We start from the raw sequence: 23,776 nt of genomic DNA on the forward strand, positions 1-23,776 counted from the left end.
ATTTCAAACTTATCCTGTTTCTTCATTAGCTACGCGCCCCGCAACAAGGTCTATTGCCTCTACAAAGAGTGTCGGATAGCTTTTCATACAGTTCGAGCGCTCATGATAGATACGCCGCAGATTCACGGCCGCATTCGATTCGTTCAGCGGGAACCCGAATATATCCGGCTTGTCTTGCTCCGCGTTTACCATCTGCAATGTATCGGTTGATTGGGAAAAAACCGACTCCAGCATGATGTCGCCAAGGTCCTTCTTGAAATGCCCCGCTTCCCAATACCAGCGGGTAGCCGTCGTGCGATCTCCTTTTGCGGGAATCTTCTCGCAGTTGTACCTGCCATAGCCGCTGAAATCAAACAAGGCAATGCGTGCACCGGGATGACGTTGTTTTGCGGCGGATACCTCGCGCACTAAAAGATCCTTCCATTTCAAGAATGAAGACCACAGCCTTGTCTCCTCGAAAAGAGCAAGTATCTGGGCGTGATACGGATAGATGATCAATTTCACGTCGCTGCCGGACTCAGCCGCAATGTCGAGAATCGCTCGCAAATGGTCAAAATCAGCAGAAGAAAGTGAGCCTTTTGCCTTCATGAGATAAGTTTCAGTATTTTCCTGCGCTCTCTGTCGAAACAACGGGTAATAGCCTTCTCTGCGCACGATCGGGCCGTATGAGTTTAATGGATTAAACCCTCTTGAAGTCATGGTTTCCGCTTCATTATCCCGTTGAATGAACAATGTGCGGATGGCGTCCTTTACAGACGCTAGCGAAAAAAGGCTATCAAAACGCCAGAACCAGTGGGTAATCGGATGGCGGTCATTGGCTGGACGCGGATGCAATATGGCAGAGGCCGCTTTTTTCGGTGCTTCCATGAAATCCAGAAACTCGACGCCAAGCACTACAACTTTCGGTTTGATCCCGATTTGATTCAGGTATTCCACTTGCGTGCGGGCATTACCGATGCCAGTCCCGGGGATGGCGAGGTTATACGCCGACAAACCCTGCCGGACAAATACCGGCGCCTCCGGATCGAAGCCCACCTCGGCGCGAGAGTTACCCAAGATCAGCGCATCTGCCCGCATTTCAGCAGCCCGGGTAAGCTTTATCTCACTTTGATAGCGTGTTAGCTGAGGCTTGGCGAGATTGAACCCGGCGCGAACCACAACGCGGTACTGATCATAAGGGTCCACGATCACGACCAGAGCCACGACGAGCGCAATTCCCGTCAGAGTGGAGATCGTGAACCAGCGCATAAAACGCGAGGGCTCAAGCGGTTTCGTCATGGAGGCATTACGCGGGTTCGGGCGGGTATCAGAACTGGAAGTAAAGAAATTCATTTGGACGATTCAACGACAGCAAACTGATCACTGTCAGAGAACCGAGGAAAACAGCCCAGAGGCGCGATGGCATCCAGGCCAGTCTATACGCCATTCCCCCTCTTGGCGTTTGTGCAGTAGGCTTGAAATCGAGCGCCGGTTCAAAGCGGTGAACAAGCTCTTGCGTATTGGGCAGTAAAAAAGCTATCGCTGCAGCAAATGCAATCCACCCCCACGTTTCTACAAAATGCGAGCCCCCGCCCAGGTAAAAGTTCACGCCAAGGTTCTGGAGCGCCGGTACCAGTATTTCGACTCGATTACCGATGGCATCGGGCAATCCGATACCAAAGGCTCCGGTCATGCCTCGAACAATTTCCCATGAGGTGGCAAGGTCAGGCGAACGAAAAAATACCCAGGCGAAACACACTGCAATAAAGGTTGCTACGGTGGCGGTAAACTTCCATATCGCCGACTCGGAGGGAAAACCCAGGCGTTTCGATATCACAGCCCAAGCGTGATGAATTACCAGATAGCAACCATGCAACCCGCCCCAAATGATAAAATTCCAGCCAGCACCGTGCCACATTCCACCCAACAGCATAACAGACATCAGATTGCGGTAGCGATTGAATAGGCCGGACCGGTTCCCACCCAGCGGAAAATACAGATAGTCACGAAGAAATCGAGACAGAGTCATATGCCATCTTCGCCAGAACTCGCTGATGTTTTCCGCTTTATATGGAGAATTGAAGTTAAGGGGAAGCCGGACCCCAAACAAACGGGACAACCCGATGGCCATATCCGAATAAGCTGAGAAATCAAAATAAAGTTGAAAGCTGTAAGCAAGAACGCCGCCCCAGGCGATAAACAGCGAAGGCGAATTCGTACTTTCGAACAATGGACTTGCATAAGGAGACAGATTGTCTGCAATCAACACTTTCTTGGCGAGGCCAATGGAGAATATCGTGACGCCGACAGCAAAGTTGGTTGCTGAAAGTCTGTACATTCGCCCATCGGCGAATTGGGGCATCATTTCCTTGTGATGGAGAACCGGGCCTGCGATGAGATGCGGAAAGTAAGTAACGAATAGAAGATAATGAACAAACCGGTATTCGCGCACCTTGTCCTGGTATGTATCGACGAGGAAAGCGATTTGCGTGAATGTATAAAATGATATGCCGATCGGCAGAATGATATCCAGTGTCGAAAAGTCTTCATTACTGATGAAGCTCGCTGTATCCAGGAAGAAATTGGCGTATTTGAAATAGGCGAGCAGACTTAAATTGGCTGCTATGGCCAAAGCCAGCCAGCGCTTCCGGGAAGGGCTTGTTGCCTGCGAAATATGCAGCCCTCCCCAGTAATTAAATCCGATTGAAGCAAGCAGCAGCGGAACGTAGCGATAATCCCAGTACCCATAAAAAAACAGGGACGCGAAAGCAAGCCATCCCGATGCCCATGTGTGATTCCGGCGCCCCAGCCAGAAAAAGCCTCCAAGCACGACTGGCAGATAGGCAAAAAGGAAAATAAAGGAATTAAACAGCATGCGCCCAGGTAAGACCTGATAGAGGTGACGATTGCGACGGTAAGGCATTATAAAATGCGAAAATGCTTTCGTAGTCGCTTAATCACAATTGAGATAGTGCCCGTCTGGCTTCAGCCCAACAGATTATGCGCGTCCCAGACCGGGGCCCTGAGAAATAAAATAGTCTAAATAATTGAACGTGGCAATCAATGAAAGGCAAAGAATAGAGGAATATGGCAGAGCGAAAAAATAAGATAATGAAGGAATCCGAGGCCAACAGGATACAACCTGAAATCAGCATCATCCCGATAATATATCTATCGAAATCCACTCGTTGGGGGCAAGCCCATTGCCGTCCCTGGCGTAATATTGGGTGAGGACTCGGCGTGATTACGGAGTCAACAGAGAGCCAGGATCTGTGTATTTTGGATTCCCGCAAAAATAAAGAGCAGGACTTAACGTTTTGGATTGGAGTACGAGCTTCATGCTGCCGGAAGCAAATAGCCCAGAATGAGGGAGGTTAAAAAACTGTTCAAATCAGGAAATATGTCGTTATAGACACATATAAGTCTTATTCAACCACAAGGCATTAAAGCATAATGAATAAAGATGGGGAAAAAGCGAACTTATCAAAAGTGGATCATCGCGTCGCCATACTGCAGTCCAATTACCTGCCTTGGAGGGGCTACTTCGATCTCATCCATGACGTTGATCTTTTCATTTTTTATGACGACGTGCAATATACCCATTCGGATTGGCGCCACCGAAACAAATTGATGACCCGTGATGGGCCTCGATGGCTGTCGATCCCGGCAGGTCACGATTTGAAGCGCCTGATATGTGAGGTGGAAATTCCCGATCAAAGCTGGAAGCAGCAGCATAGACGCATAATTGAGCAGAATTACCGCAACGCACCTTTTTTTAAGGAATCGGAACCCTTGCTGGATTTCCTCTATGAGAACGCCCTGACAAATCTTTCTGATTACAATCAGCGCGCAATTAAGTATCTCTCCGGTATTCTAGGGATCCAAACAAAGTTTAGCGACAGTCGGCTTCTCGCAGTTGATGGCCGGAAAACAGAGAGATTAGTTGGCATTCTTGAGAAGGTTGGTGCGACAAAATACATCAGCGGGCCATCAGCCAGAAGTTATATCGAGGAGCCCATGTTTGCCGAGGCCGGTATTGAATTGGCGTATAAGGAATATCCTGTTTATCCAGCTTATCAGCAATGCTTTTCGCCATTCTCGCCCCTTGTCACAGTGCTCGATCTGCTACTGTGTGTGGGACCGCAAGCACCTGCTTATATCTGGGGCAAGCCCTAGTGACGATGAAAAGCCGAGGTAAGAAGTAGCAGAGATGCCTACCCTGACTGGCTTTGAATCCCGTTACGTTTATCCTGAGCCCGGCTTTTACCGTCGTCCTGTTTTTCTCCGTACTTTTTCTGAACGAGTCACTGACCGGCAGGGCATACTCGAATACTGTAATGGTAACGAATGTCAGCGCCTTTGCTCGCCGGTGATATGCCATTTTTCCGTAGCTCAAATCCAGGCACATCTCAGCCATGATCCCATTTAATAAACCTTACATGACTGGAAAAGAGCTCTGGTATGTCAGCCAGGCTCATGCCAGCGGACATCTTGCGGGCGACGGAATTTTTACTAAAAAGTGCAATGCATGGCTGGAGCAGCGGATTGGATGCCAAAAGGCTCTGCTGACGCATTCCTGTACTGCTGCCCTGGAGATGGCGGCAATTCTTGCTAATATCCAGCCGGGTGATGAAATTATCATGCCTTCATACACTTTCGTCTCGACTGCGAATGCCTTCGCCTTGAGGGGAGGCACGCCAGTATTCGTTGATATCCGGCCTGACACGTTCAATATTGACGAGACGCTGATTGAAGCTGCAATCACGCCAAAAACCAGAGCAATTGTGGCAGTTCACTACGCGGGGGTGAGTTGCGAGATGGATACCATCATGTCCATTGCGGCAAGGCACGACCTGCTGGTAATCGAAGATGCCGCGCAAGGCATTATGTCCAGCTATAAGGGGCGGCCGCTGGGAAGTATTGGACACCTCGCCGCATTGAGCTTCCACGAGACCAAGAACATCATATCTGGAGAAGGCGGAGCTTTATTAATAAATACCCCCCGTTTTGCCGAACAAGCGGAAATAATCAGGGAAAAAGGCACCAACCGAAGTCTTTTTTTCCGCGGCCAGGTGGATAAGTATACCTGGGTGAATTTTGGCTCATCCTATCTTCCCAGCGAACTCATCGCGGCATTTCTATGGGCTCAGATGGAAGAGGCGGATGCCATCACCAAACGCCGGCTTGATATCTGGGAAGCATATCATGGTAATTTCGAGGCGCAGGAAATGGAGGGAAAAATCCGCCGCCCCATTATTCCCCTCGAATGCACTCACAATGCTCACATGTATTACCTCCTATTGCCAGACCTGGATAAACGTACATCCTTTATCGATGCTCTCCGGCAGAGGGGAATAGGGACAGTGTTTCACTACGTGCCGCTTGACAGTTCCCCGATGGGAGTAAAGTGTGGCCGCAAGTCCGGAGCATTAACCCAAACAAAGCTGCTGAGCGAGCGATTGGTGAGGCTGCCCCTGTGGCTTGGATTGGAAGAGTTCCAGAGCGAAGTCATCCGGCAGGTCATAGCAGAGTTATGAAAAAATGACCACGCCCGGCCCGCAATATTCGGCGCAAACTCCTCCGGCTGATTCCGGGTTTAAACTTCGCCCGCGGCTCAATTCCGGCGATACCCTATTTCTGCTGGTGCTGTGGTGCAGCGTATGCCTGCTCTTCTGGAAAGCACTTGATGCCGGAGAATTCTGGTGGACGGACGAGTCCCGTCACGCAATGAACGGCGTCTTCTTTCTCGATCTTTGGCAGGATATGCCCTGGAGGGCGCCTTATGAATACGCTCTGCAGTACTTTGCCCAATATCCCGCTCTGGCATTGAACTGGTATCCGCCTTTCTTCCCTGTGGTCGAATCAGTATTTTTTGCCGTGTTTGGTATCAACGAATTTGGAGGGCGGCTCGCAGTTCTGGTATTTACTCTCATCGGCGCAACTGCCTGGTATGTCTGGGCGCGGCCCATCTGGGGACGCGAAGCCGCCATCTTGTCATGCCTGCTCTATCTTTCGGCTCCCGGGACGCTCCATTGGACCCGTTCCGTTATGTTGGAGGCGCCGGCGGTAGCGATGATTATCGTTTCGGTTTGGACATTCGATCGATATCTGAGCCGCCCTAGCCTGAGCCGTGCCGGAATTGTCGGTCTTACGTTGGGCTGCATGCTGCTACTCAAGCAGACCACGGTCTTCATTCTGCCTGCTCTGTTGATCTATGCGTTGTGGACTGGATACGGGCGGATGCTATGGCGCAAGGAAGCAGTGTTGGCGTATGTCATCGTGGGCTCGGTCGCGGCATTGCTGATGGTGCACGCGCTAAAGTTCGGTTCGGTACCGACAAGCTCTTTTGTCGATAAGTTCGGATCAAATAGTTCGGTGTTATTTAGTGCCAGCCGTTGGGGAAGTTTTTGGCCTGCATTATTGAGTGCTTGCGAATTGCCGCTTTTGGCGGCTATCTTTATTGGCTTTGTTTTCAGATTATTCAACAAGGGTACGAAGCAGGATGTGCTGATATTTCTTTGGATTGTGACCTCGTATATTTTTACGACGATAGTCATAGGGCCAGCGAATGTTCACCGATATACGATTTACGTGCTGCCGCCGCTCGCGTTGCTGGCCTGCATGCCGTTGAGCCAGGCGGCGATGGCAAACCGCAACATCCGTGGAATCGCATTCGTCCTGTTGGCCACACTTGCCGCGTGGAACGTATATTCGGGATCGATCAGGCCGCATAGTTATGTATCAGGATACGAACAAGCAGCTGAGTTTGTCACCGGACAGGAAAATACGGGCTTGATCATGTTTGCCGGGAAACATGATGGCAATTTTATTTTCCATCTGCGCGCGCTTGATCCAGAGAAGAAAAAGGCTGTATTACGAGCCGACAAGATTTTAGTATCCATGGCGGTGCACAAGTCGTTCGGTACTGTCTCATATGTCAACTCCGTAGAGGATGTCATTCAACTGATCGAACGTTTCGGCGTCGGCATAGTTGTGATAGAGAGTCGCGATATAGTTGAACTACCGGAATTCAAGCTGCTGGCCGAAGCCATGAAGGATCGGCGATTCCAGATGATCAAAGAGATACCGATCCAGACCAATGTGCCGGAATTTGCCGACCTGTCAGTCCAGGTTTACCGATACTTGGAAAAAAAGGAGCAAGCAGACGACCTTGTCATTCCGCTGCCGCATATGGGGATGGAAATCAAGTTGAATCCGCAGCGGAAAAATTGATGCGAATACTCCACATTCTTGACCATTCCATTCCCCTTCACAGTGGCTATACATTCCGGACGCTTTCCATTCTCAAGGAGCAGCGCGCTCTGGGGTGGGAAACCTTTCATCTGACTGGTTCGAAACAGGAAAATTGCAGCGTATTGGAGGAGGATGTCGAGGGATGGCATTTTTATCGCACCCCGGCCGCGGCAGGTCCAATGGCGCAGCTGCCTGTTCTGAATCAGGCCGCCGTTATCGAGAGTCTGACCCGCCGCCTGAGTGATGTGGTCAAAATTGTCAGGCCGGATATTCTGCATGCCCACTCTCCCGTTCTGAACGCGATACCTGCGCTGCGCGTCGGCCGAAGTTCAGGTATCCCGGTTGTCTATGAAGTCAGGGCATTCTGGGAAGACGCGGCGGTCGATCACGGCACCGGTCGCGAATGGGGAATGCGATATCGCCTCACCCGTAGTCTGGAGAGTTACGCCCTCAAGCGGGTCGATGCGATAACCACTATCTGCGAGGGATTGCGCGGGGACATTCTCGGGCGAGGTATCGCGCCAGAAAAGGTAACGGTCATTCCCAATGCCGTGAATATCGAAAATTTCAGCGTGGGTGATAAACGTGATCAGCAACTGGCTGAAGAGCTCGGGCTAGAGGGCAAGCCGCTGGTGGGTTTTATAGGTTCTTTTTATGCGTATGAGGGCTTGAGCGTTTTATTGCAGGCACTACCGGAAATGCTGTCCGGCAATCCCGACATTCGTGTTCTGCTGGTCGGCGGCGGTCCGCAAGAAAAAGAATTAAAGGCCATTACGACGCAACTGGGCCTGGAAGACAAGGTGATCTTCACTGGCCGCGTACCTCATGCCCAGGTCCAGCGGTATTACAATCTGATCGATATTCTGGTCTATCCGAGGCTTCGTATGCGGCTTACCGACCTCGTTACCCCACTCAAGCCCCTCGAAGCCATGGCTCAGGGCAGGCTGGTCATGGCCTCCGATGTGGGCGGCCATCTGGAGCTCATTCAGGATGGGGAAACAGGCATCCTTTTCAGGGCCGGCGACCCGCACGCCCTGGCGCTCAAAGTCCTGAGCGTTCTTTCCAGCCCGCATCTTTGGGCTGGCCTGCGTGTCGCTGCTCGCCGTTTTGTGGAAACCCAGCGTAATTGGCCAGCCAGTGTGGCAAGTTACAGGAATGTTTACGCTCCGCTTGCCTCAAAGGAGCGCCGTCCGTGAAAAAGCCCGGCTTGCGTGTTGGGTTAGTGGGACCTTTACCTCCTCCTTCGGGCGGAATGGCAAACCAGACGTTGCAATTGGCCAGGTTATTGCGAGGGGAGGAGGCCGAGGTAGAGCTGATTCAGGTCAATAGCCCCTATCGTCCTGCCTGGATTGGGAAATTCAAGGGTGTAAGGGCCGCATTTCGTCTGCTGCCCTACCTTGCTCACCTCTGGTTTTCCGCAGGCAGGGTTCAGTTATTTCATGTGATGGCCAATTCTGGCTGGTCGTGGCATCTCTTTGCCGCTCCAGCCATCTGGATTGCCAGGATCAGGAGGAAGCCCGTCATTATCAATTATCGGGGAGGCGAAGCGGATACCTTTTTTGATAAGGCCTTTTTCTGGATAAAACCCAGCCTGTACCGGGCAGATGCAATCATCGTTCCTTCAGGTTTCCTTGAAGCTGTATTTGAACAGCGGGGCTTTTCAACCAGCATCGTACCCAACATTATCGACCTTGGCCGCTTCGGCGCAGGAGCACGTTTTGCACCTTCATCGGGGGCGGATTTCCCGCACATCATCGTTACCCGCAACCTTGAGCCGATTTACGACAATGCCACCGCCTTGCGAGCCTTTACTATTGTAAAACGCACGTTTCCCACAGCAAAACTCACCGTGGCCGGCTCCGGTCCCGAGCGCCAGGCACTGGAAGAGCTTGCATGTAGGCTGGGCGTGGTAGATGCGGTCACATTTACAGGCCGTCTGGACAACGAAGGCATGGCCGCTGTCTACGGCGGCGCCGATGTCATGATCAACCCCAGCCTGGCCGACAACATGCCTATCTCTATCCTGGAAGCATTGGCCAGCGGCGTTCCCGTAGTGAGTACCGATGTTGGCGGCATACCCTATCTGGTAGAGCATGGAAAGACCGCTTTGCTTGTGTCCCCAGGGGATCCGGAAGCCATGGCAGATGCTGTTCTTCTATTGCTCAACGATCCTGCCAAGGCAACGCTTCTCAGGCAGGCGGGCGCCGAATCGGTGCAATGCTACACATGGCCAAATGTACGTGACCGGTTGCTCGGCGTGTATGACCAGGTTTTGACAAAGTCAGACAGATTCGCGGTAAGTAACAAGTGAGGGCCAGTTCGCCGAAAGAAAAAGAGTGGTACACGTCATTTATATCGGGGCTTTTTTTTCCCTTTCACGAGCGTATCAAAAACCATGATAGCGTCGCTGTCCGTAAGGAGCTGGAAATCTCCCAATGGTGGGATCCAAAGTGTCTGGAGGCGCTCCAGCTTTCAAAATTGCGCCGGTTGCTCGCCCACGCAGAAGTACACGTACCTTTTTATCGTGCTCTCTTCTCGGATATCTCGTTCAATCCGAAAGGGGTAAGCTCTCTGACGGACCTTGCATATCTGCCGCTGCTCGACAAATCGAGAATCCGCGCCAACACTGAAGCGCTCAAGTCGGAGAATGGGCAGAGTCTGGCCCGCTTTAACACTGGTGGTTCCAGCGGCGAACCGTTGATCTTTTACATCGGCAAGGAGCGGGTCAGCCACGACGTTGCGGCGAAATGGCGCGCTACACGGTGGTGGAATGTGGATATCGGCGACCGGGAGATAGTCGTCTGGGGTTCACCCATCGAGCTCGGCGCGCAGGACGGCATACGCGGCCTCCGCGATTGGCTGCTAAGGACGAAGCTGCTCCCCGCCTTCGAAATGTCGGAACAAAAACTGGACCGGTTCCTGGATGAAATACGCGCAGTGCGACCAAAAATGCTCTTCGGCTATCCTTCCGCTCTATCGCATATCGCCCGTCACGCCAATGCACGGGGGCAGCGGATGGACGATCTGGGGTTGCGTGTTGCATTCGTTACCTCGGAGCGGCTCTACGATGAACAGCGCCGGCAGATCAGTGAAACGTTCGGCTGCCCGGTGGCGAATGGTTATGGAGGCCGTGACGCGGGTTTCATCGCCCACGAGTGTCCCGAGGGCGGTATGCATATCACCGCCGAGGATATTATCGTCGAGATCGTGGATCAACAGGGCATGCTGCTGCCCTGCGGCGAGGCAGGCGAAATCGTAGTGACCCATCTCGCTACAAAGGATTTCCCTTTCATTCGCTACCGCACCGGCGACATCGGCGTGCTGGACAGCAAGCTCTGCGCTTGCGGACGCGGCCTTCCCCTCCTTAAGGAGATCCAGGGACGCAGTACGGATTTTCTCATCGCGCAGGACGGCACGGTCATCCACGGCCTGGCTTTGATCTACATCCTGCGCGATGTGATCGGAATAAGCAACTTCAAAATCATCCAGGAAAGTTTGAATCTCACGCGGATATCGGTAGTTTTGGAATCAAAGCTTGCTCCAGAGACAATTGCGAAAATCGAACAAGGATTCAAGGCCAGGCTGGGCCAGACCGTTAATATCGTGATCGAGGAGATGGCCGAGATCCCGCCGGAGAAATCCGGCAAGTTTCGCTACGTGGTGAGCAAGGTTGCAACGGTTTGATCGGAAGCGCCGCGGCTCTCAACATCTTATTGTGTAATTGCATCGTTTCCTGCACTGGTGCCATCGAATCAAGGGAGCAATTTATACCCGCATCACGCCGTCGGAAACGTTATGCAATTGCAATAAAGCGTCCGGGAGTGGATTTCGGCTCAAGTCCGAATGCTATTCTCGCCGGAATAAACAGGCAACATTAGAAAACACAGTTAACTTTTCGATGCCTGGCAGGAATGATTACCCGAGTTCCGGGACCGGCAACACGGCCTGACTCACGCTTCGCACAAGTGCAAATTCATGGAAAAGCAACAAGGTCACACGGAAATCATTGACAAAATCCTGTCGGGCGCCCGCTCGGCGGTGATACTTCGACTGATCGGGCAGGTAGTCAGTTGGGCCAGCACCATCATTGTGGTGCGTTTCATCAGTCCTGCGGATTACGGACTCAATGCCATGCTGGAGGCGCCCCTTGAACTGCTCATGCTGGTCAGCGCGTTTGGACTCGACCTTGCTCTGGTTCGATCCAGGAACGTCGAGCACGAGGAGTTGCGTAGCGTCTTTGGCTTGCTTCTGGTCATCAATGGATTGCTTTTTCTGACCTATTTCTTTGGCGGAAGCGTGATGGCGGTATATTTTGATGAGCCTCGTCTCGAGCAATTGGCAAGGGTTCTGGCTTTTGTTTTTCTTCTGGCGCCCTTCCGCGTCATCCCCAACGCGCTTCTGGACCGCAACCTGAAGTTCAAGTTGAGAGCCTTTGCCGAATTTATCGCGAATATCAGTGCCGCCGTCACAACGCTCGTGCTCGCAATCTTGGGTTGGGGGGTCTGGGCGCTGGTAACAGGGATGCTGGTCAACCGGATCCTTCTGGCCATCATATTGATGATCCTGGAGCCATGGGCCATCACTCCCTCTCTGAATTTCTCAGCCGTGCGCGGGATGATGGCTTTTGGCGGGGTCTTGTCTCTGGGAGGGGCGGTGGTGCTCATCACCGACAAGCTCGCGACCTTTATTGCGGGTCCTGTTTTAGGTGCTGAGCTGCTCGGCATTTATGCAGTCGCTTTTCAGTTTGCTCTATTGCCGCTTGCCAAAATAATGCCGGTGATCAACCCGATTATCTTCCCATCGTTTTCAAAATTTCAGGAGCAACGCGATGTCGCCGCGTACTATTTGGGTAAATCTCTGGGTATCGTATCGCTGGGCCTGTTTCCCATCATGATAGGCCTTGCCTGCGTTGCCCAGGAGTTTGTGGCAGCGGTACTTGGCGAGAAATGGTCGCAGGTCGCCGTGCCGCTCGCACTTTTATCCGCTGTCATGCCGTTCAGGATGACCACCTCTTTTTTACGGCCGATACTGGCCAGCATGGGGCGTGCCGACCTGTCGCTGAAGTCTACGATCGTTGCATTGATTATCTTGTTACCCCTGACATTGATTGGTGCGCATTACGGGGTAGTCGGCCTTGTATCGGCCTTGATGGCGACCGAACTGATTGTCGCATTTTCAACTGTCGGCATGAGCAAGGCTGTTCTGGAAACGTCTTTCACAAAAATTGCGCTAAGCTTTCGCCCAGCCATTGTTTCGTCCGCTGTCATGGCGGCATGCCTGCTAAGCGCGAAGGCCGTATTTGGCGGTGAGGATAGTCTTGGAAGATTGCTTATCGAAATTGCCGGCGGCGGACTCATTTATTTCTTAACGCTGTGGATTTTCTATGGAAAATGGCTGGAGGATGCGATAAAGCTATTCCTGGGAAGGCATAAAGCAAATTCCCCCGCCTAGCAGCCCGTCGATCTTCTCCTCAATTCCGCTCGCAACTTCGAATTGTCGGATAGTTCTGATCGCGTTTTCATTAAACGGATTTTCAGGCGTCCATCAAATTACGTCATGCGGAAACCTCCTGAACGTTTGAATCCTGTTTGCAGGGCCTGGGCGCAAGTGTGCTCTTTAATACCATTCATTCACCGGTCAATAAGCGAACTCCGACCTATTCCGTACGGGTATAATCCACAAATCATCAATTTCGACATTGCCTGAAGCAAATGACGTTCGCCTCGTTGGCCTTAATGGGACGCAGAAACAGGCTTTTCCGGAACCCTTCCTCGCAGCGAGCAAAGCGTTCGTGCGAGGTCGGCACTACCCTAGAACGGAATCGATAGGGCCGCCCCCTCCGCCACAAACCTGGTTCTATGAGGAGCGAATCGATGGGTTGCTTTACTCCGCCTGATCTAACGGACGGCACGGGCGCCCGGCGGGACAACGATTCTCAGGTTTCAGGCTCCCTGTCGAATGTAAAGTCTGGCGCCATAAGCGGTGAACGCCAGCAACGATATGTTCGGGCACGGGGCGAATCTTGACGATTTGATGGGGACCATCCGCATATCCCCAAAACAACGGCTACCCGATGCCGGTGCGGTCTCGGATTTCAGCGACACGGACGGAAAAAAGATCGTCAGTCTCAACTCAATTGGCAGGCTTATGCTAAGGTGCTCCAAACGTCAATCGGTTAGAAATTCGATGTGGATAATCTGGATTCATGACTTCTATGACTTCTTACAGCGTTGTAATACCCGTATATAAATCAAGTCAGTGTTTGCTGGAACTGGCTAACCGGCTTGATACGGTTTTCGGCGAACTGAACTCAGACTATGAGATTATCATGGTTGATGATTGTTCCCCGGACGACAGTTGGAACGTGGTCTCAGAACTGGCGCGAACCCGGCTCGGTTACAAAGGGGTTCAATTACTTACAAACTCTGGCCAGACCAGAGCAACCATGGCTGGGATTAAAGTTGCCAGTGGTGAAATAGTCATCACTATGGATGACGATCTTCAGCACGATCCTCGACTCATTCCGTTATTGTTGGACGAGTTAGAGAAGAAGGGAGATTACGACTGCGTTTTTGCCTATTTCCCCGAGAAAAAACATGCAGGCTATCGCAATATTGGCTCCAAAATCATAAGCGGGATTAACTCCCGGGCGTTTGGATCCAGCGAGAAGATCAAAGTTTCGTCGTTTCGACTGATGCGCGGATACATGGCCCAGGTCATTCGCCAAAACCAATCGGCAAGTGCTACTGTGGGTGGTCTGATTATTGCAAACGCTGCGCGAATAAAGTCTGTTCCCATCCCCCACCACGAGCGGTTTTCCGGCAAATCGAATTACACTCTGGCGAAGCAATTCAAGCAAGCTTTTGACAATATATGCAGCGTGAGCATGCTGCCGCTGCGCATGATCTCCGTGGCCGGGCTATTAGCCTCCGTGCTGAGTGGCGGGCTGCTTTGCTATTTCCTGATCAAATACTTTACGGGTGGTATTTCTCAACCTGGTTGGACGAGTCTTGTGATTTTAATCACGTTTTTTGCTGGATTGATTCTCCTGTCGCTTGGAGTCATCGGAGAATATATTGCTCGCATGTTAGGCGAATTGCAAAAATCCAAGGTTACTATGGTCCGTCGGACTATCGGCTTTCCGGAAGATACGGCCGACAAGAGGGAGCGTTTTTGACTGACGCGAAGAAAATCATGATTTTGGGGGCCGGCAACACCGTCACTCCTCTGATTGAACAAGCCAAGCGACGCGGGCTTGTTACTATTGTCGTCAGCCCGGACGGTGATTATAAGGGCCTGAGCCTCGCCGACCATCAGATCCATTGTGATTTTCGCGACACCGAAACGATTCTCAAACACGCAAGACATTACGCCATTGACGGTATTGCCTGCACGGGAACTGATGTTGTCGTTCCCACAATCGGCCGTGTGATCGATGAACTTGGCCTGTATGGAACCGGTTATGAATCCGCTGTTGCATGTTCCGACAAGTGGCTAATGAAGCAGGCTTTGATCAGGTGCGGGGTGATGACTGCGCGTGGTGTAGTTTGCGATTTGCCTGATGCTCTAGGTTCGGCAGTGGAAACGGTGGGCTTTCCCTTGATGAGCAAAGCAGTGGATTCATCGGGCAGTCAAGGCGTCTTCAGGGTCGATCGACCGGAAGAGCTTCTTGATGCCTGGAACGCTTCAAAGCAAGCTTCCAGTTCAGGGCGAGTCGTTCTGGAGGAGTATCTCGAAGGCCTTGAATATGGGGCCCAGGCTGTTGTTGAGGGGAATCGTGTCAAAACCGTGTTTCTTCACAATGATCAACTGACTCCGCCTCCGAATCACGCGCCGATCGGACACTCGATTCCTTGCACTTTAAGCCGTGATCAGCAAGCCCGTTCATGTATGGAGATCGCGGCCGCGATTGAGGCTTTGGGTATTTGTGACACGGTGTCGAATGTGGACTTGATGCTTGTTGGCGATACGCCCTACATCCTTGAAATCGCCGCTCGCATGGGTGCGACCTGCCTTCCGGAAACAATTTCCATCTATGGCAGCTTCAATGCCTATGATGCAGTGCTGTCTCTAGCTCTGGGCGAGCCGGTTTTAGTGACAGATATATGCAAGGGAATGCCAAATGCATCTCGAATGATTGAAAGCCCGCAGGATGGTGTGGTACTCGAAATTCGAGTTCCGGAATCGGTGCGTTCGCATCCAAATCTTCATCGGCTGTCGATCTATGCAAAACCCGGCGACACAGTGCGCCGGTTTCAGGTTGGACCGGATCGCATCGGGGATGTCATTGTCACAGGCTCATCAGTCGTTGAAGCCGAGCAATTAGCCGCTGATTTGGCTTCGCTTGTAGAGGTCGTGTTCGTCTAAGTCTCCCACTGATATTTTTCGAATCAACAGGAAAACAAGATGAGTCAAAATGAAAAGGATCGTTTGGAGCAGATTGCCGGGTTTTATCATTCAACTGAAGCAACCGAGGCTGTGGATCATTTTCATCTCTATTTAAGAGATATGGCAATTCCTCGAGAGGGTGGACGTTCCGCCTTGGAATTGGGCTGTGGTAGTGGGCGATGGACCCGGGTGCTGTGTGAACGCTATCAGGAAGTGGATGCGGTTGATGCTGCCGCCGAACTTGTCGAGCAAGTAGTCAACGAGATGAAGAACAAAGGCGCAACCATTCGCGGGCATGTTAATCTGATCGAGGATTTCCTGGAATCGCCAGGACGCACCTGGCACCATGTCTATTTGACCATGTTGCTCGAGCATGTGGAGGACCCCATTGACATACTTGTCAAAGCAAAAAGAGCATGTGACCCGGATGGTTCCATTTTTGTCGCTGTCCCCAATGCTTCGTCCATTCATCGCATCGTAGCAATGCGTGCCGGCCTGATTGGTAAGATCGACGAGCTGTCCAAAAGCGACTTGAAGGTTGGGCACAGAAGAGTTTATACGTTGGACTTGCTGAAACATCATCTGACCGCTGCCGGTTTTTTCATTTCAGAAGTTACACCGGTCGGATTAAAGCCAATTACGCATCAACAGATGCAAATCTTGCCGGACTCTGTTCTTTGGGCTCTCTGCCAATCAGGCGATCTGGCTCCCAACAATCCCGCCTATTTTGTTGTCAGGGCTACAGCCGGAATGCATGCTTTAACCTGAAAGAACCCGCCCACAAGACGAATGCTTGCCTGATCCCTGACGGTGATTGGCTGGTGAGGGGCGGATCAGTTGGCTGCCGGAATGAAGCCGAAGCGGGTCAGTGTCAATTCCTGATACTACCAAGAATAGAAAAAAGAACTACTGCGCAGGGTAGCATAAAGTAAGTAAAACAACACAACCTCATACCCAACCGCTTGCACAACTTGACATACATAACTTAGAGGCCCTGCTAACCCTAATAACCATATTGCATTACTCAGGTATACTTACAGGCATGGAAGTCACTCAAGCCCGGTACAAGCGAATCGTACATTGCCTGCAACTCGGGCCGGACATTATTTGCGGCATGCCGTCGGATCTTCAGCAACTGCCGCCCGCCGGGAGAACGCTGCCCTGATGTTTCGATACGCTTCCCTGGCCGGCCACTACGCCGACAGCGTGCGGTTTGCGCGACTGTCCTCCTCCGCGACCCGCCGCCACCAACTCGTCCGGTTCCGGCGCCTGTTCGAGCACGCCCGCGAACATTCGCCTTTCTACCGGCACCTGTACCGCGAGACCGGCGTGGACCGACTGGTGATCCGCGACTGGGCCGACATCGAGCGTGTGCCAATGGTGGACAAGGCACTCCTGCGGACGGTGCCCACTCAGGACCTGATGACCCGGCCGATCACACCGGATCTGGTGCGTATCACCACCAGTGGGTCCAGCGGCGAGCCCTTCGTAATCTATCAGGCCCGGATGGAACAATACACCTCGCATGTGCGCGTGTTCGCGATGCTATGGGAGCTGGGCTGGCGCCCCTGGCAGCGCATCCTTATGTTGACCCGGCTGGAACCCGAGGCTGTTTTGCCGGTGGAACAGGACCTGGGGCTGCTGACACGGCTGCGTAGGGGCTTCGGGCTGTTCGAGCGCGATATTGCTTCGATCTACACACCTCTGACGGAGGTTCTGCGCTGGCTCGACGCACACGCGAACGCACCTGTACTCTGGTCCACGCCGGGTATCATCACGATACTGTGCGACTTTCTCGAGGAGCAGGGCCGGCGCTACCGGTTCAGGCTGGTGGTGCTGACCTCCGAGACGCTCAGCCGGACGCTGCGCGCGCGCTGCGAGCGTCTGCTCGGCGCGCCGGTGGTGAGTCACTATGGCCTGCAGGAATGCCCGACCATCGGTCACGATCCCGGCGACGGCGGTCATTTTCGTATCCAGAGCCATGCCTGCATGCTGGAACTCATTAATACCCGGATTGAGGAGGGGGGGGATGGCACGTTGGGGGACGTGGTGCTGACCAATCTGGTCAATCACACCATGCCCTTCATTCGCTATCGGACCGGGGATACCAGCGAGGTCCTGCCGCGGCCCGACTGCCCCGCCAAGGTGCTGGGGCTGATCCTCGGCCGGGTGGATGATGTGCTGACCCTGCCCGGTGGCAGGCGATTCGCCCATCACCATGCGCATGCGCTATTCATGGACTTCCCGCTTTGCGCCCAGTTCAAGTTCGTCCAGTACCCGGACGGCCGGCTGGCCCTGAGGCTTCGACTGCGCGACGGTGAGGCGCCGGAGGCGGTGCGGGACGCAGCGCTAGCGCGCTGGCGGACGCGCTTTGCCGAGGTGCCGCTGGCGGTGGAGTTCGTCGACACCATCATGCCGGTGGATGCGCGCACCGGCAAGTTTAAGAACATTGAGCGACTGAGTGCTGGACCCGCATGATGAAAGTCAATTTCTTCGGCGATATCTGCCTGGACGGCATCGACTGGCAACGATTTGAGTTCGACCCGGCGCTGCAGACGCTGATGGACGATGCCCTCAATGTCGGTAACCTGGAGTGCCCGATCACCCTCCACGAGGTTCCGAAGCCCCTCCAGGTATGCAACCTTCGCGCGCCGGCGGAATCGCTGGCTCTACTGCAAGGTTTTGCTGCCGTGTCCCTGGCGAATAACCATGTACAGGATTATGGCGAGACGGGCTGCCGGGATACGCTCGCAGCACTCGGGCAGACAGGCATTGGTCATTTTGGTCTCGGGCCGGATCAGCGCTCCGCACTCACCCCGCTGATTCTCGAGCGTGGTGGCGTGCGCCTCGCCCTGCTCGGTGCCACCCGCTACGCCAATGCCGGGGATGGCCTGCCTGGCACCGCCAGTGAGCGGCCATCGCGGTTGCGGCGCGTCATCCGCCGGCTTAAGGCCGACGGCTGTTTTGTCGTGCCCTATTTCCATTGGGGTTATGAGTACGTCCATGTGCCGTCGCCGCGGGAGCGCGGTATCGCCCATGCCTGCATCGATGCCGGTGCAGACCTGGTCATCGGTGCCCATCCCCATGTCTGGCAGGCGTGTGAGACATATCGTGGTCGGCAGATCTATTACAGCCTCGGTAATTTCATCTTCCACTCGCGGGTGTTCGATGGCCTGTCGCCTGTGCCGAACGACCCTCGCTTGCAGGAGGGGCTGGTCATTAGCGTCCAAATCCGGCCGAATCACCGGTATGATGCCGCTGTGCACGTGGTCCGGTTGACGGATACCAGCGCGCGTCTGCTGGACGCCACCGGCAGTGCTCCCATCCAGACCCGGATGACGGCCCTGGCGGACCTATTGGCGGGGCCGCGACTACCCTATCTGCGCGCCTATTTCCGGCAAACCCCGGCCATTGCACGGCAAAACGTGCGTATTCGCAAAGAGTATAAGACGGCGGCCGCGGGCAGCTGGGCTGACCTCTTGAAGGTCTATCGTAGCTTCAACGGTCAGGACGTGATGAACCGTCTGGCCGCCGCAGTCATCGGCCGCCTGGAGCAATGAAACGCGGTCTGATCAAACTTGCGTTGACGTTGGCTCTGTTGCTGGCGTTGTTCCATTTGTTGGATATCTCCCTTGCCGGCATCCTCGACCGCCTGCGCAACTTTGGCTTTGTGGTTGTCGCGGCCCTGCTGCCGCTGACATTGATCCCATGGGTGTCTGCCAGCCGCTGGGGTTATTTGCTGGGTTTAAGTGGTATCAAAGAGCGCATGACCGTGCTCTGGGAGTTCAACTGGAAAGCAACCTTTCTCGGTCTCTTCCTGCCTGGATCGCAGGGTATGGATTTTTTCCGCATCCTGTTCATCGAGCGCCGCCACCCCGGGAGTCGCGGCGTGGCGGGGAGCACCGTAGTCATCGAGCGGATGATCGGTTTCCTGCTGCTCGGCCTGTTTGCCCTTCTGGCCCTGTCCTTTGTCTATGATGAGGAGCGGTTTCGCCCGGTGCTGGCCCCGGTGCTGGCCGTGAACGGTGGGTTGGTCCTGTTGGTGCTGGCGGTATTTCTGGTCCGTTGGCGTGCGCCAGACGAGGGCAGTCCCGGTATCAGGCGAGGGATTACCCGCGCTGTGCGGTATCTGCATCGCCTGCATCAGGCAGTGAAGGGATTCCCATATCGGCGGGGTTTGCTACCAACCGTCATTTGGATCGCGGCCTTTCAACTGTCGCTTGTGGCTGTTGTCCACCTGCTGTTCCTTGCATTCAATCACCCGGTGCCCTTTGTTCAAAACCTGTTGTTTTATCCGTTGATCGGCTTGTTGACGGTGGTACCTGTCACAGTTAGCGGATTTGGTGTGCGGGAGGGGGCTTTTGTGTTTTTCTACTCGCTTGTCGGTGTTCCGTCCGAAGTGGCGGTGGGTGTTTCGCTGCTCAACTATCTGCTGGTCATCGGTGTTCCAGCGTTATTAGGCGGCCTGTTGCTGCTGTTCGACCGTGGCAGGCAGATTGCGGGGCGCCCCGGATGAGTCAGTGGGGTGCGTTTTCAAGCGTGAGTTGCCGGTGCATCTGCATCCAGAATTCACCCAATCCATCTTACTAATCCAAGGCTTCACCCATGTCTCAGAATCACAATATCAGCTGTACCTATTGGAGTCAGGCGCACAGCCGCTCTCTGGGACCCGATGACGCCTGCCCGCTAAACGAGTGGTGCGCTGGCAATCCGCGTGGTGCGCTGCTGGCAATGCATCCGAGAGGTTTTCCCGTATTCCTGCCGAGTGCGTCAATAGCCGCTTCCGACGAGTATGCCAACGGTGATCCCTATCTGGTGCAGGACGGGCTGGAAGGTGGCTCCGGTTTCCAGCAGCGGCGTGTCGAGACGACCCTGAAATTGGTAGCTACCGCGCTGTCGCGAATATCACCGACAGGCGGGGCCGGGACAGTGCGGATCCTGGATGTAGCCTGCGGCGCTGGCCATCTGACCGCTGCGGTGTCTGAGCAGTTTCCGATGGCGGAGTTGTATGGGATCGATTACTCAGTAACCGCCGTCGATAAGGCGGTTACTGAATATCCTACACTTACCTTTTGCTGTGGTGATGCTTACGACTTGCCTTACCAGGATGGTTGGTTCGACCTGGTACTGCTCAACAACATCTGGGAGCATGTTCCGGACCCATTGCGGTTACTGGCGGCCGTACGTCGGGTGCTGAAGCCTGGCGGGTTCGTGGTGGTCTCGACGCCAAGTCGCTACCGCTTTGGCAACCTTGTTCGGGTGCTGGTGGGGCGACCGGTATTGTTTATGTCTCGCCACCATGTTACGGAATACACGGTCGGCCAGGTGCTCGAACAGTTCCGCTACGCTGGTATGGAGGCTGAGGTGTTTGACCGGCCTTGGTCGGGCCCTACCTACAATTTGGCGACCTTTCTCGCCTATAAGATAGCCTCGCCGGTGTTGACCGTGCTGTTGCGGCTAATTGGTTCCCATCACTCACTGGAACAGACGGTGTTCTATCTTGTGCGCAATAGCGACACAAATAATAAGGTAATCGGAAGTGCTGGCTCATGAATCCGCAACCGGGCCAACCAGGTTTGGCACTGGACACGACCTATATTCCGATGGCCAAAGGGTTTGTCTATCTTACTGCCGTCGTGGATTGGGCCTCGCGCAGAGTATTAGCTGCAAAGGTAGCGATCACGCTGGAGGCCTGCCATGCGGTCGATGTGTTGCAAGAAGCATTCAATCGCCATGGCAGACCGGAGATTGTGAACACTGACCAAGGCAGCCAGTTCACCGCGCATGAGTTCGTGCAAGCCGTCAAGGATCGGGGTGCAACCTCAGCATGGACGGGTGCGGAGCCTGGAGGGATAATGTGTTCGTCGAGCGCCTATGGAAATCAGTGAGATACGAGCGGGTGTATTTGCATGCCTATGATTCAGTCGCTGAAGCCAAGCGGTCGATCATGCAATACATGGACTGGTACAACCGGTCCAGGCCACATTCGAGCCGGGGCAAGAAAACACCTGATGAGGCTTATGCCGTGATGCTGTCGACGGTTAAACTGGCAGCGTGAAAATTAGCAGAGATTCCACTTAAAAAAGCGCTTCTGTTGTTCAAATAAACAGGGCCACTTCTCTGTACCCGTTGATCGGGATGTTGACGGTGGTGCCCTTGACCGTAAACGGGTTTGGGGTTCGGGAAGGGGCGTTCGTGTTTTTCTATTCGCTGGTCGGCGTACCAGCGGAGGTGGCAGTGGGCGTCTCCCTGCTGACCTACCTGTTGGTCATCGGCGTCCCGTCCCTGCTGGGTGGGCTGCTGCTGTTTGATCGTGACGAGCAGACCGGCATTCCGTGCGAATGAGCAGGACAGGCTGCTAGGCTATCTTTTGAATTTCCCCTTGAATTTTTGTCTCCTGTCAGCGAAACGTCCACTCAGGTCGAACGCATTGTCAGCGATTTTGCGAGGGTTTGATAGGAAGGGGGATGCCCCGAGGCATATCCGGATAAATAATAACGTGCAGGTTCGAAATGATTTTCCGCGGTAAAAGGTGCCAGGAATTTATCAGCTACTAGTTCCCTCCTGATAAAAAAGGCGTTTGCTCCGGATAAATTGCAACCCACAAGGCAGTATCCCATTTTATGCAGATTGACTTCGAGAAATTTCAGCGAAGCGCCAAAGCAATCATCGCCCACCCATGTGTGCTCCGCGGCATAATCCATGCAAAATAGAACGGGCGGCGCAAATTTGGCGTTATATTCAATCATGATTACCCGTGGACTGATGCAGGATATGGCCTGAAGCACATGGTAGTCATTTCCATCGATATCTACCGATAAAAGATCAATTTCGCTCTGTGTGATATCTGATGAAATCAGGTCATTAATATTCGACCTCGTAATAAAGGACTCGGTAACCTTTAACTTTCCGCTTTTTATAATCGGGGAAAAATGATTACGAATATTGGCAATCGCCGTGGAAGAGGCATCAATCCATAAACCCTGCCAGTCGTCAAACAGAAGGGCGAGCGTGTTGTTTTCCAGCCCATTTCCGATCCCGAATTCCACGAATGTCTTGTTGGTCGTGCCAATCCTGTAAAATATTTCTCGTATGATTCCATCCTCATCATTTTGCGAATATATCTTTCTCCCGAAAGGCATTAGACTTTTAGGCTCCAGATAGCGTACATCCGCTCGCAGGCGGTCTATTTCAGCGCGTACCGAAAGCTGATGGGTTCGATTGGCGTTCGCTGACATATCTCCAAGCGAAACCACCAAATGACGTGCGAATCTTTTCAGTTCTGTCAGCATGATTGTTCTGCTCTGTTATCGTCAAAAGGTTCGGATGGCTACACGTCCAATTAATTAGGTTATAAAGGCCGGCATTCCAGATTTTGATGAAGCCCAAATTCTTTCGAGCTCTTCACAGGTATGGTGTCTCCCGTCACGCGAATGATGGAAACCTGGTAATCCAGCGATTTCCATAGATCGAGCACATCATCTGACGAGCAGTTGGCTCGTGCCAGATTGTCCAGGTCTAGCTCCATGAAGACAAGCGGGCGGAAGCGTGTGATTGTTTCCCTGGCGCCCTCCAGTGCCTTTATTTCAGCTCCCTCAATGTCGATTTTGATGACGTCCACGCGTTTTAGGGTCTGATCCTGGACATAGTCGTCCAAACGGATTAACGTTACCGCCTCGGAAACCTGCCGTGTCTCTTCCCCGTGGGCAGTATAAAGGCTGGCTGCGCCGCTGTTATTCATCTGTCCCGCATGCGAGGGCAGGAAAAGAACGGCTTCACCTGGCTGGTCGTAGAGCCCCCTCCGGTTGAGAACGATGTTTTCGAAGCCGTTCAATTCGATATTGCGAGCGAGTCGGGCAAAATGATGGGCGCTTGGCTCAAAGGCATGCACTTGCCCACGGTAGGCCCGACGGGCTGCCACAAGTGTAAAGCTGCCGATATTGGCTCCCACGTCGATGAAAACCCCGTTCATAGGTAAATGACGCTTGAGAAGCACGACGACGCCTTCATCGGCTTCCTGAAAGCCTTGCCAGAATATCTGAGACTCGATGTGGTCCGAAAGCAAGGTGACGATCCGGATATTGTCATCAAAAGTGGTTTCCAGCTCCAAAGGGGGATCAATCCGGGAGAAGCTTCTCCGGAGCCTCAGTATAAG

The 23,776-nt window shown here is 53.3% G+C and carries 20 protein-coding genes and 1 pseudogene; 16 read left to right on the plus strand and 5 right to left on the minus strand.

Annotated elements, in window-relative coordinates; translation table 11 throughout:
* Positions 1–9: 9 nt before the first annotated feature.
* Both BMX66_RS12435 and BMX66_RS12440 read right to left on the minus strand, forming a co-directional pair.
* Positions 10–1,332, minus strand: a complete 1,323-nt coding sequence (locus BMX66_RS12435; protein WP_090882658.1) for a hypothetical protein — start codon at positions 1,330–1,332, stop codon at positions 10–12.
* A complete protein-coding gene (locus BMX66_RS12440; protein WP_304528646.1) occupies positions 1,307–2,902 on the minus strand; it encodes an MBOAT family O-acyltransferase in 1,596 nt (531 codons plus the stop codon). The genes BMX66_RS12435 and BMX66_RS12440 overlap by 26 nt, the downstream gene beginning before the upstream one ends.
* A gap of 530 nt (positions 2,903–3,432) precedes the next feature.
* Here BMX66_RS12440 and BMX66_RS12445 point away from each other — a divergent pair.
* The 10 genes from BMX66_RS12445 to BMX66_RS12490 all read left to right on the plus strand — a co-directional run bounded on the left by BMX66_RS12445 (position 3,433) and on the right by BMX66_RS12490 (position 16,389).
* On the plus strand, positions 3,433–4,155 hold the full coding sequence (locus tag BMX66_RS12445) for a WbqC family protein (protein WP_090882662.1): 723 nt from the start codon (positions 3,433–3,435) through the stop codon (positions 4,153–4,155).
* Positions 4,156–4,394: 239 nt separating this feature from the next.
* Complete coding sequence (gene rffA / locus BMX66_RS12450; RefSeq protein ID WP_090882664.1) at positions 4,395–5,516, plus strand: dTDP-4-amino-4,6-dideoxygalactose transaminase; 1,122 nt, start codon at positions 4,395–4,397, stop codon at positions 5,514–5,516.
* Positions 5,517–5,520: 4 nt separating this feature from the next.
* Positions 5,521–7,212, plus strand: coding sequence for an ArnT family glycosyltransferase (locus tag BMX66_RS12455; protein WP_090882666.1), 1,692 nt, complete (start codon positions 5,521–5,523; stop codon positions 7,210–7,212).
* Complete coding sequence (locus tag BMX66_RS12460) at positions 7,212–8,429, plus strand: TIGR04063 family PEP-CTERM/XrtA system glycosyltransferase (RefSeq protein ID WP_090882668.1); 1,218 nt, start codon at positions 7,212–7,214, stop codon at positions 8,427–8,429. The genes BMX66_RS12455 and BMX66_RS12460 overlap by 1 nt, the downstream gene beginning before the upstream one ends.
* Positions 8,426–9,544, plus strand: a complete 1,119-nt coding sequence (locus BMX66_RS12465) for a glycosyltransferase family 4 protein (protein ID WP_255398945.1) — start codon at positions 8,426–8,428, stop codon at positions 9,542–9,544. The genes BMX66_RS12460 and BMX66_RS12465 overlap by 4 nt, the downstream gene beginning before the upstream one ends.
* Complete coding sequence (locus BMX66_RS12470; protein WP_090882671.1) at positions 9,541–10,917, plus strand: phenylacetate--CoA ligase family protein; 1,377 nt, start codon at positions 9,541–9,543, stop codon at positions 10,915–10,917. The genes BMX66_RS12465 and BMX66_RS12470 overlap by 4 nt, the downstream gene beginning before the upstream one ends.
* Positions 10,918–11,208: 291 nt before the next feature.
* Positions 11,209–12,684, plus strand: a complete 1,476-nt coding sequence (locus tag BMX66_RS12475) for a lipopolysaccharide biosynthesis protein (RefSeq protein ID WP_090882673.1) — start codon at positions 11,209–11,211, stop codon at positions 12,682–12,684.
* 754 nt (positions 12,685–13,438) lie between these two features.
* On the plus strand, positions 13,439–14,410 hold the full coding sequence (locus BMX66_RS12480) for a glycosyltransferase family 2 protein (RefSeq protein WP_090882676.1): 972 nt from the start codon (positions 13,439–13,441) through the stop codon (positions 14,408–14,410).
* Positions 14,407–15,600 carry an ATP-grasp domain-containing protein gene (locus BMX66_RS12485; RefSeq protein ID WP_158593420.1) on the plus strand — a complete coding sequence of 398 codons (1,194 nt, stop codon included), beginning with the start codon at positions 14,407–14,409 and terminating at the stop codon, positions 15,598–15,600. Before BMX66_RS12480 ends, BMX66_RS12485 begins: the two co-directional genes overlap by 4 nt.
* A 39-nt stretch (positions 15,601–15,639) precedes the next feature.
* Positions 15,640–16,389: a class I SAM-dependent methyltransferase gene (locus BMX66_RS12490; protein ID WP_090882680.1), complete on the plus strand. Its 750-nt coding sequence runs from the start codon at positions 15,640–15,642 to the stop codon at positions 16,387–16,389.
* A 360-nt stretch (positions 16,390–16,749) separates the two neighbouring features.
* Here the strand turns inward: BMX66_RS12490 and BMX66_RS15705 are convergent, their stop codons facing one another.
* Positions 16,750–16,914, minus strand: coding sequence for a hypothetical protein (locus BMX66_RS15705; RefSeq protein ID WP_177168788.1), 165 nt, complete (start codon positions 16,912–16,914; stop codon positions 16,750–16,752).
* Between the two features lie 36 nt (positions 16,915–16,950).
* Here BMX66_RS15705 and BMX66_RS12495 point away from each other — a divergent pair, with 36 nt between their 5' ends.
* The 6 genes and pseudogenes from BMX66_RS12495 (at position 16,951) to BMX66_RS12525 (ending at position 21,966) form a co-directional block, all read left to right on the plus strand.
* Positions 16,951–18,099, plus strand: a complete 1,149-nt coding sequence (locus tag BMX66_RS12495; RefSeq protein ID WP_143058234.1) for a phenylacetate--CoA ligase family protein — start codon at positions 16,951–16,953, stop codon at positions 18,097–18,099.
* The gene (locus tag BMX66_RS12500; RefSeq protein ID WP_090882684.1) at positions 18,096–19,181 is read left to right on the plus strand and encodes a CapA family protein; all 1,086 of its coding nucleotides are present in this window, start codon (positions 18,096–18,098) and stop codon (positions 19,179–19,181) included. The genes BMX66_RS12495 and BMX66_RS12500 overlap by 4 nt, the downstream gene beginning before the upstream one ends.
* Positions 19,178–20,137: a lysylphosphatidylglycerol synthase transmembrane domain-containing protein gene (locus tag BMX66_RS12505; RefSeq protein ID WP_090882686.1), complete on the plus strand. Its 960-nt coding sequence runs from the start codon at positions 19,178–19,180 to the stop codon at positions 20,135–20,137. Before BMX66_RS12500 ends, BMX66_RS12505 begins: the two co-directional genes overlap by 4 nt.
* Before the next feature lie 89 nt (positions 20,138–20,226).
* Positions 20,227–21,174, plus strand: coding sequence for a class I SAM-dependent methyltransferase (locus tag BMX66_RS12510; RefSeq protein ID WP_090882688.1), 948 nt, complete (start codon positions 20,227–20,229; stop codon positions 21,172–21,174).
* 26 nt (positions 21,175–21,200) lie between these two features.
* Positions 21,201–21,679, plus strand: a pseudogene (locus BMX66_RS16050) (transposase); the annotation flags it as partial.
* Between the two features lie 62 nt (positions 21,680–21,741).
* Positions 21,742–21,966, plus strand: coding sequence for a flippase-like domain-containing protein (locus tag BMX66_RS12525; protein WP_255398953.1), 225 nt, complete (start codon positions 21,742–21,744; stop codon positions 21,964–21,966).
* A 71-nt stretch (positions 21,967–22,037) separates the two neighbouring features.
* Here BMX66_RS12525 and BMX66_RS12530 read toward each other — a convergent pair whose 3' ends face one another.
* Positions 22,038–22,913 (minus strand): hypothetical protein, encoded by an 876-nt coding sequence (locus BMX66_RS12530; protein WP_090882697.1) that lies wholly within the window; start codon positions 22,911–22,913, stop codon positions 22,038–22,040.
* 59 nt (positions 22,914–22,972) lie between these two features.
* Positions 22,973–23,731 carry an FkbM family methyltransferase gene (locus BMX66_RS12535; protein ID WP_158593421.1) on the minus strand — a complete coding sequence of 253 codons (759 nt, stop codon included), beginning with the start codon at positions 23,729–23,731 and terminating at the stop codon, positions 22,973–22,975.
* Positions 23,732–23,776: the final 45 nt, after the last annotated feature.

Source organism: Nitrosovibrio sp. Nv6 (genome assembly GCF_900110495.1).
GTDB lineage: Bacteria > Pseudomonadota > Gammaproteobacteria > Burkholderiales > Nitrosomonadaceae > Nitrosospira.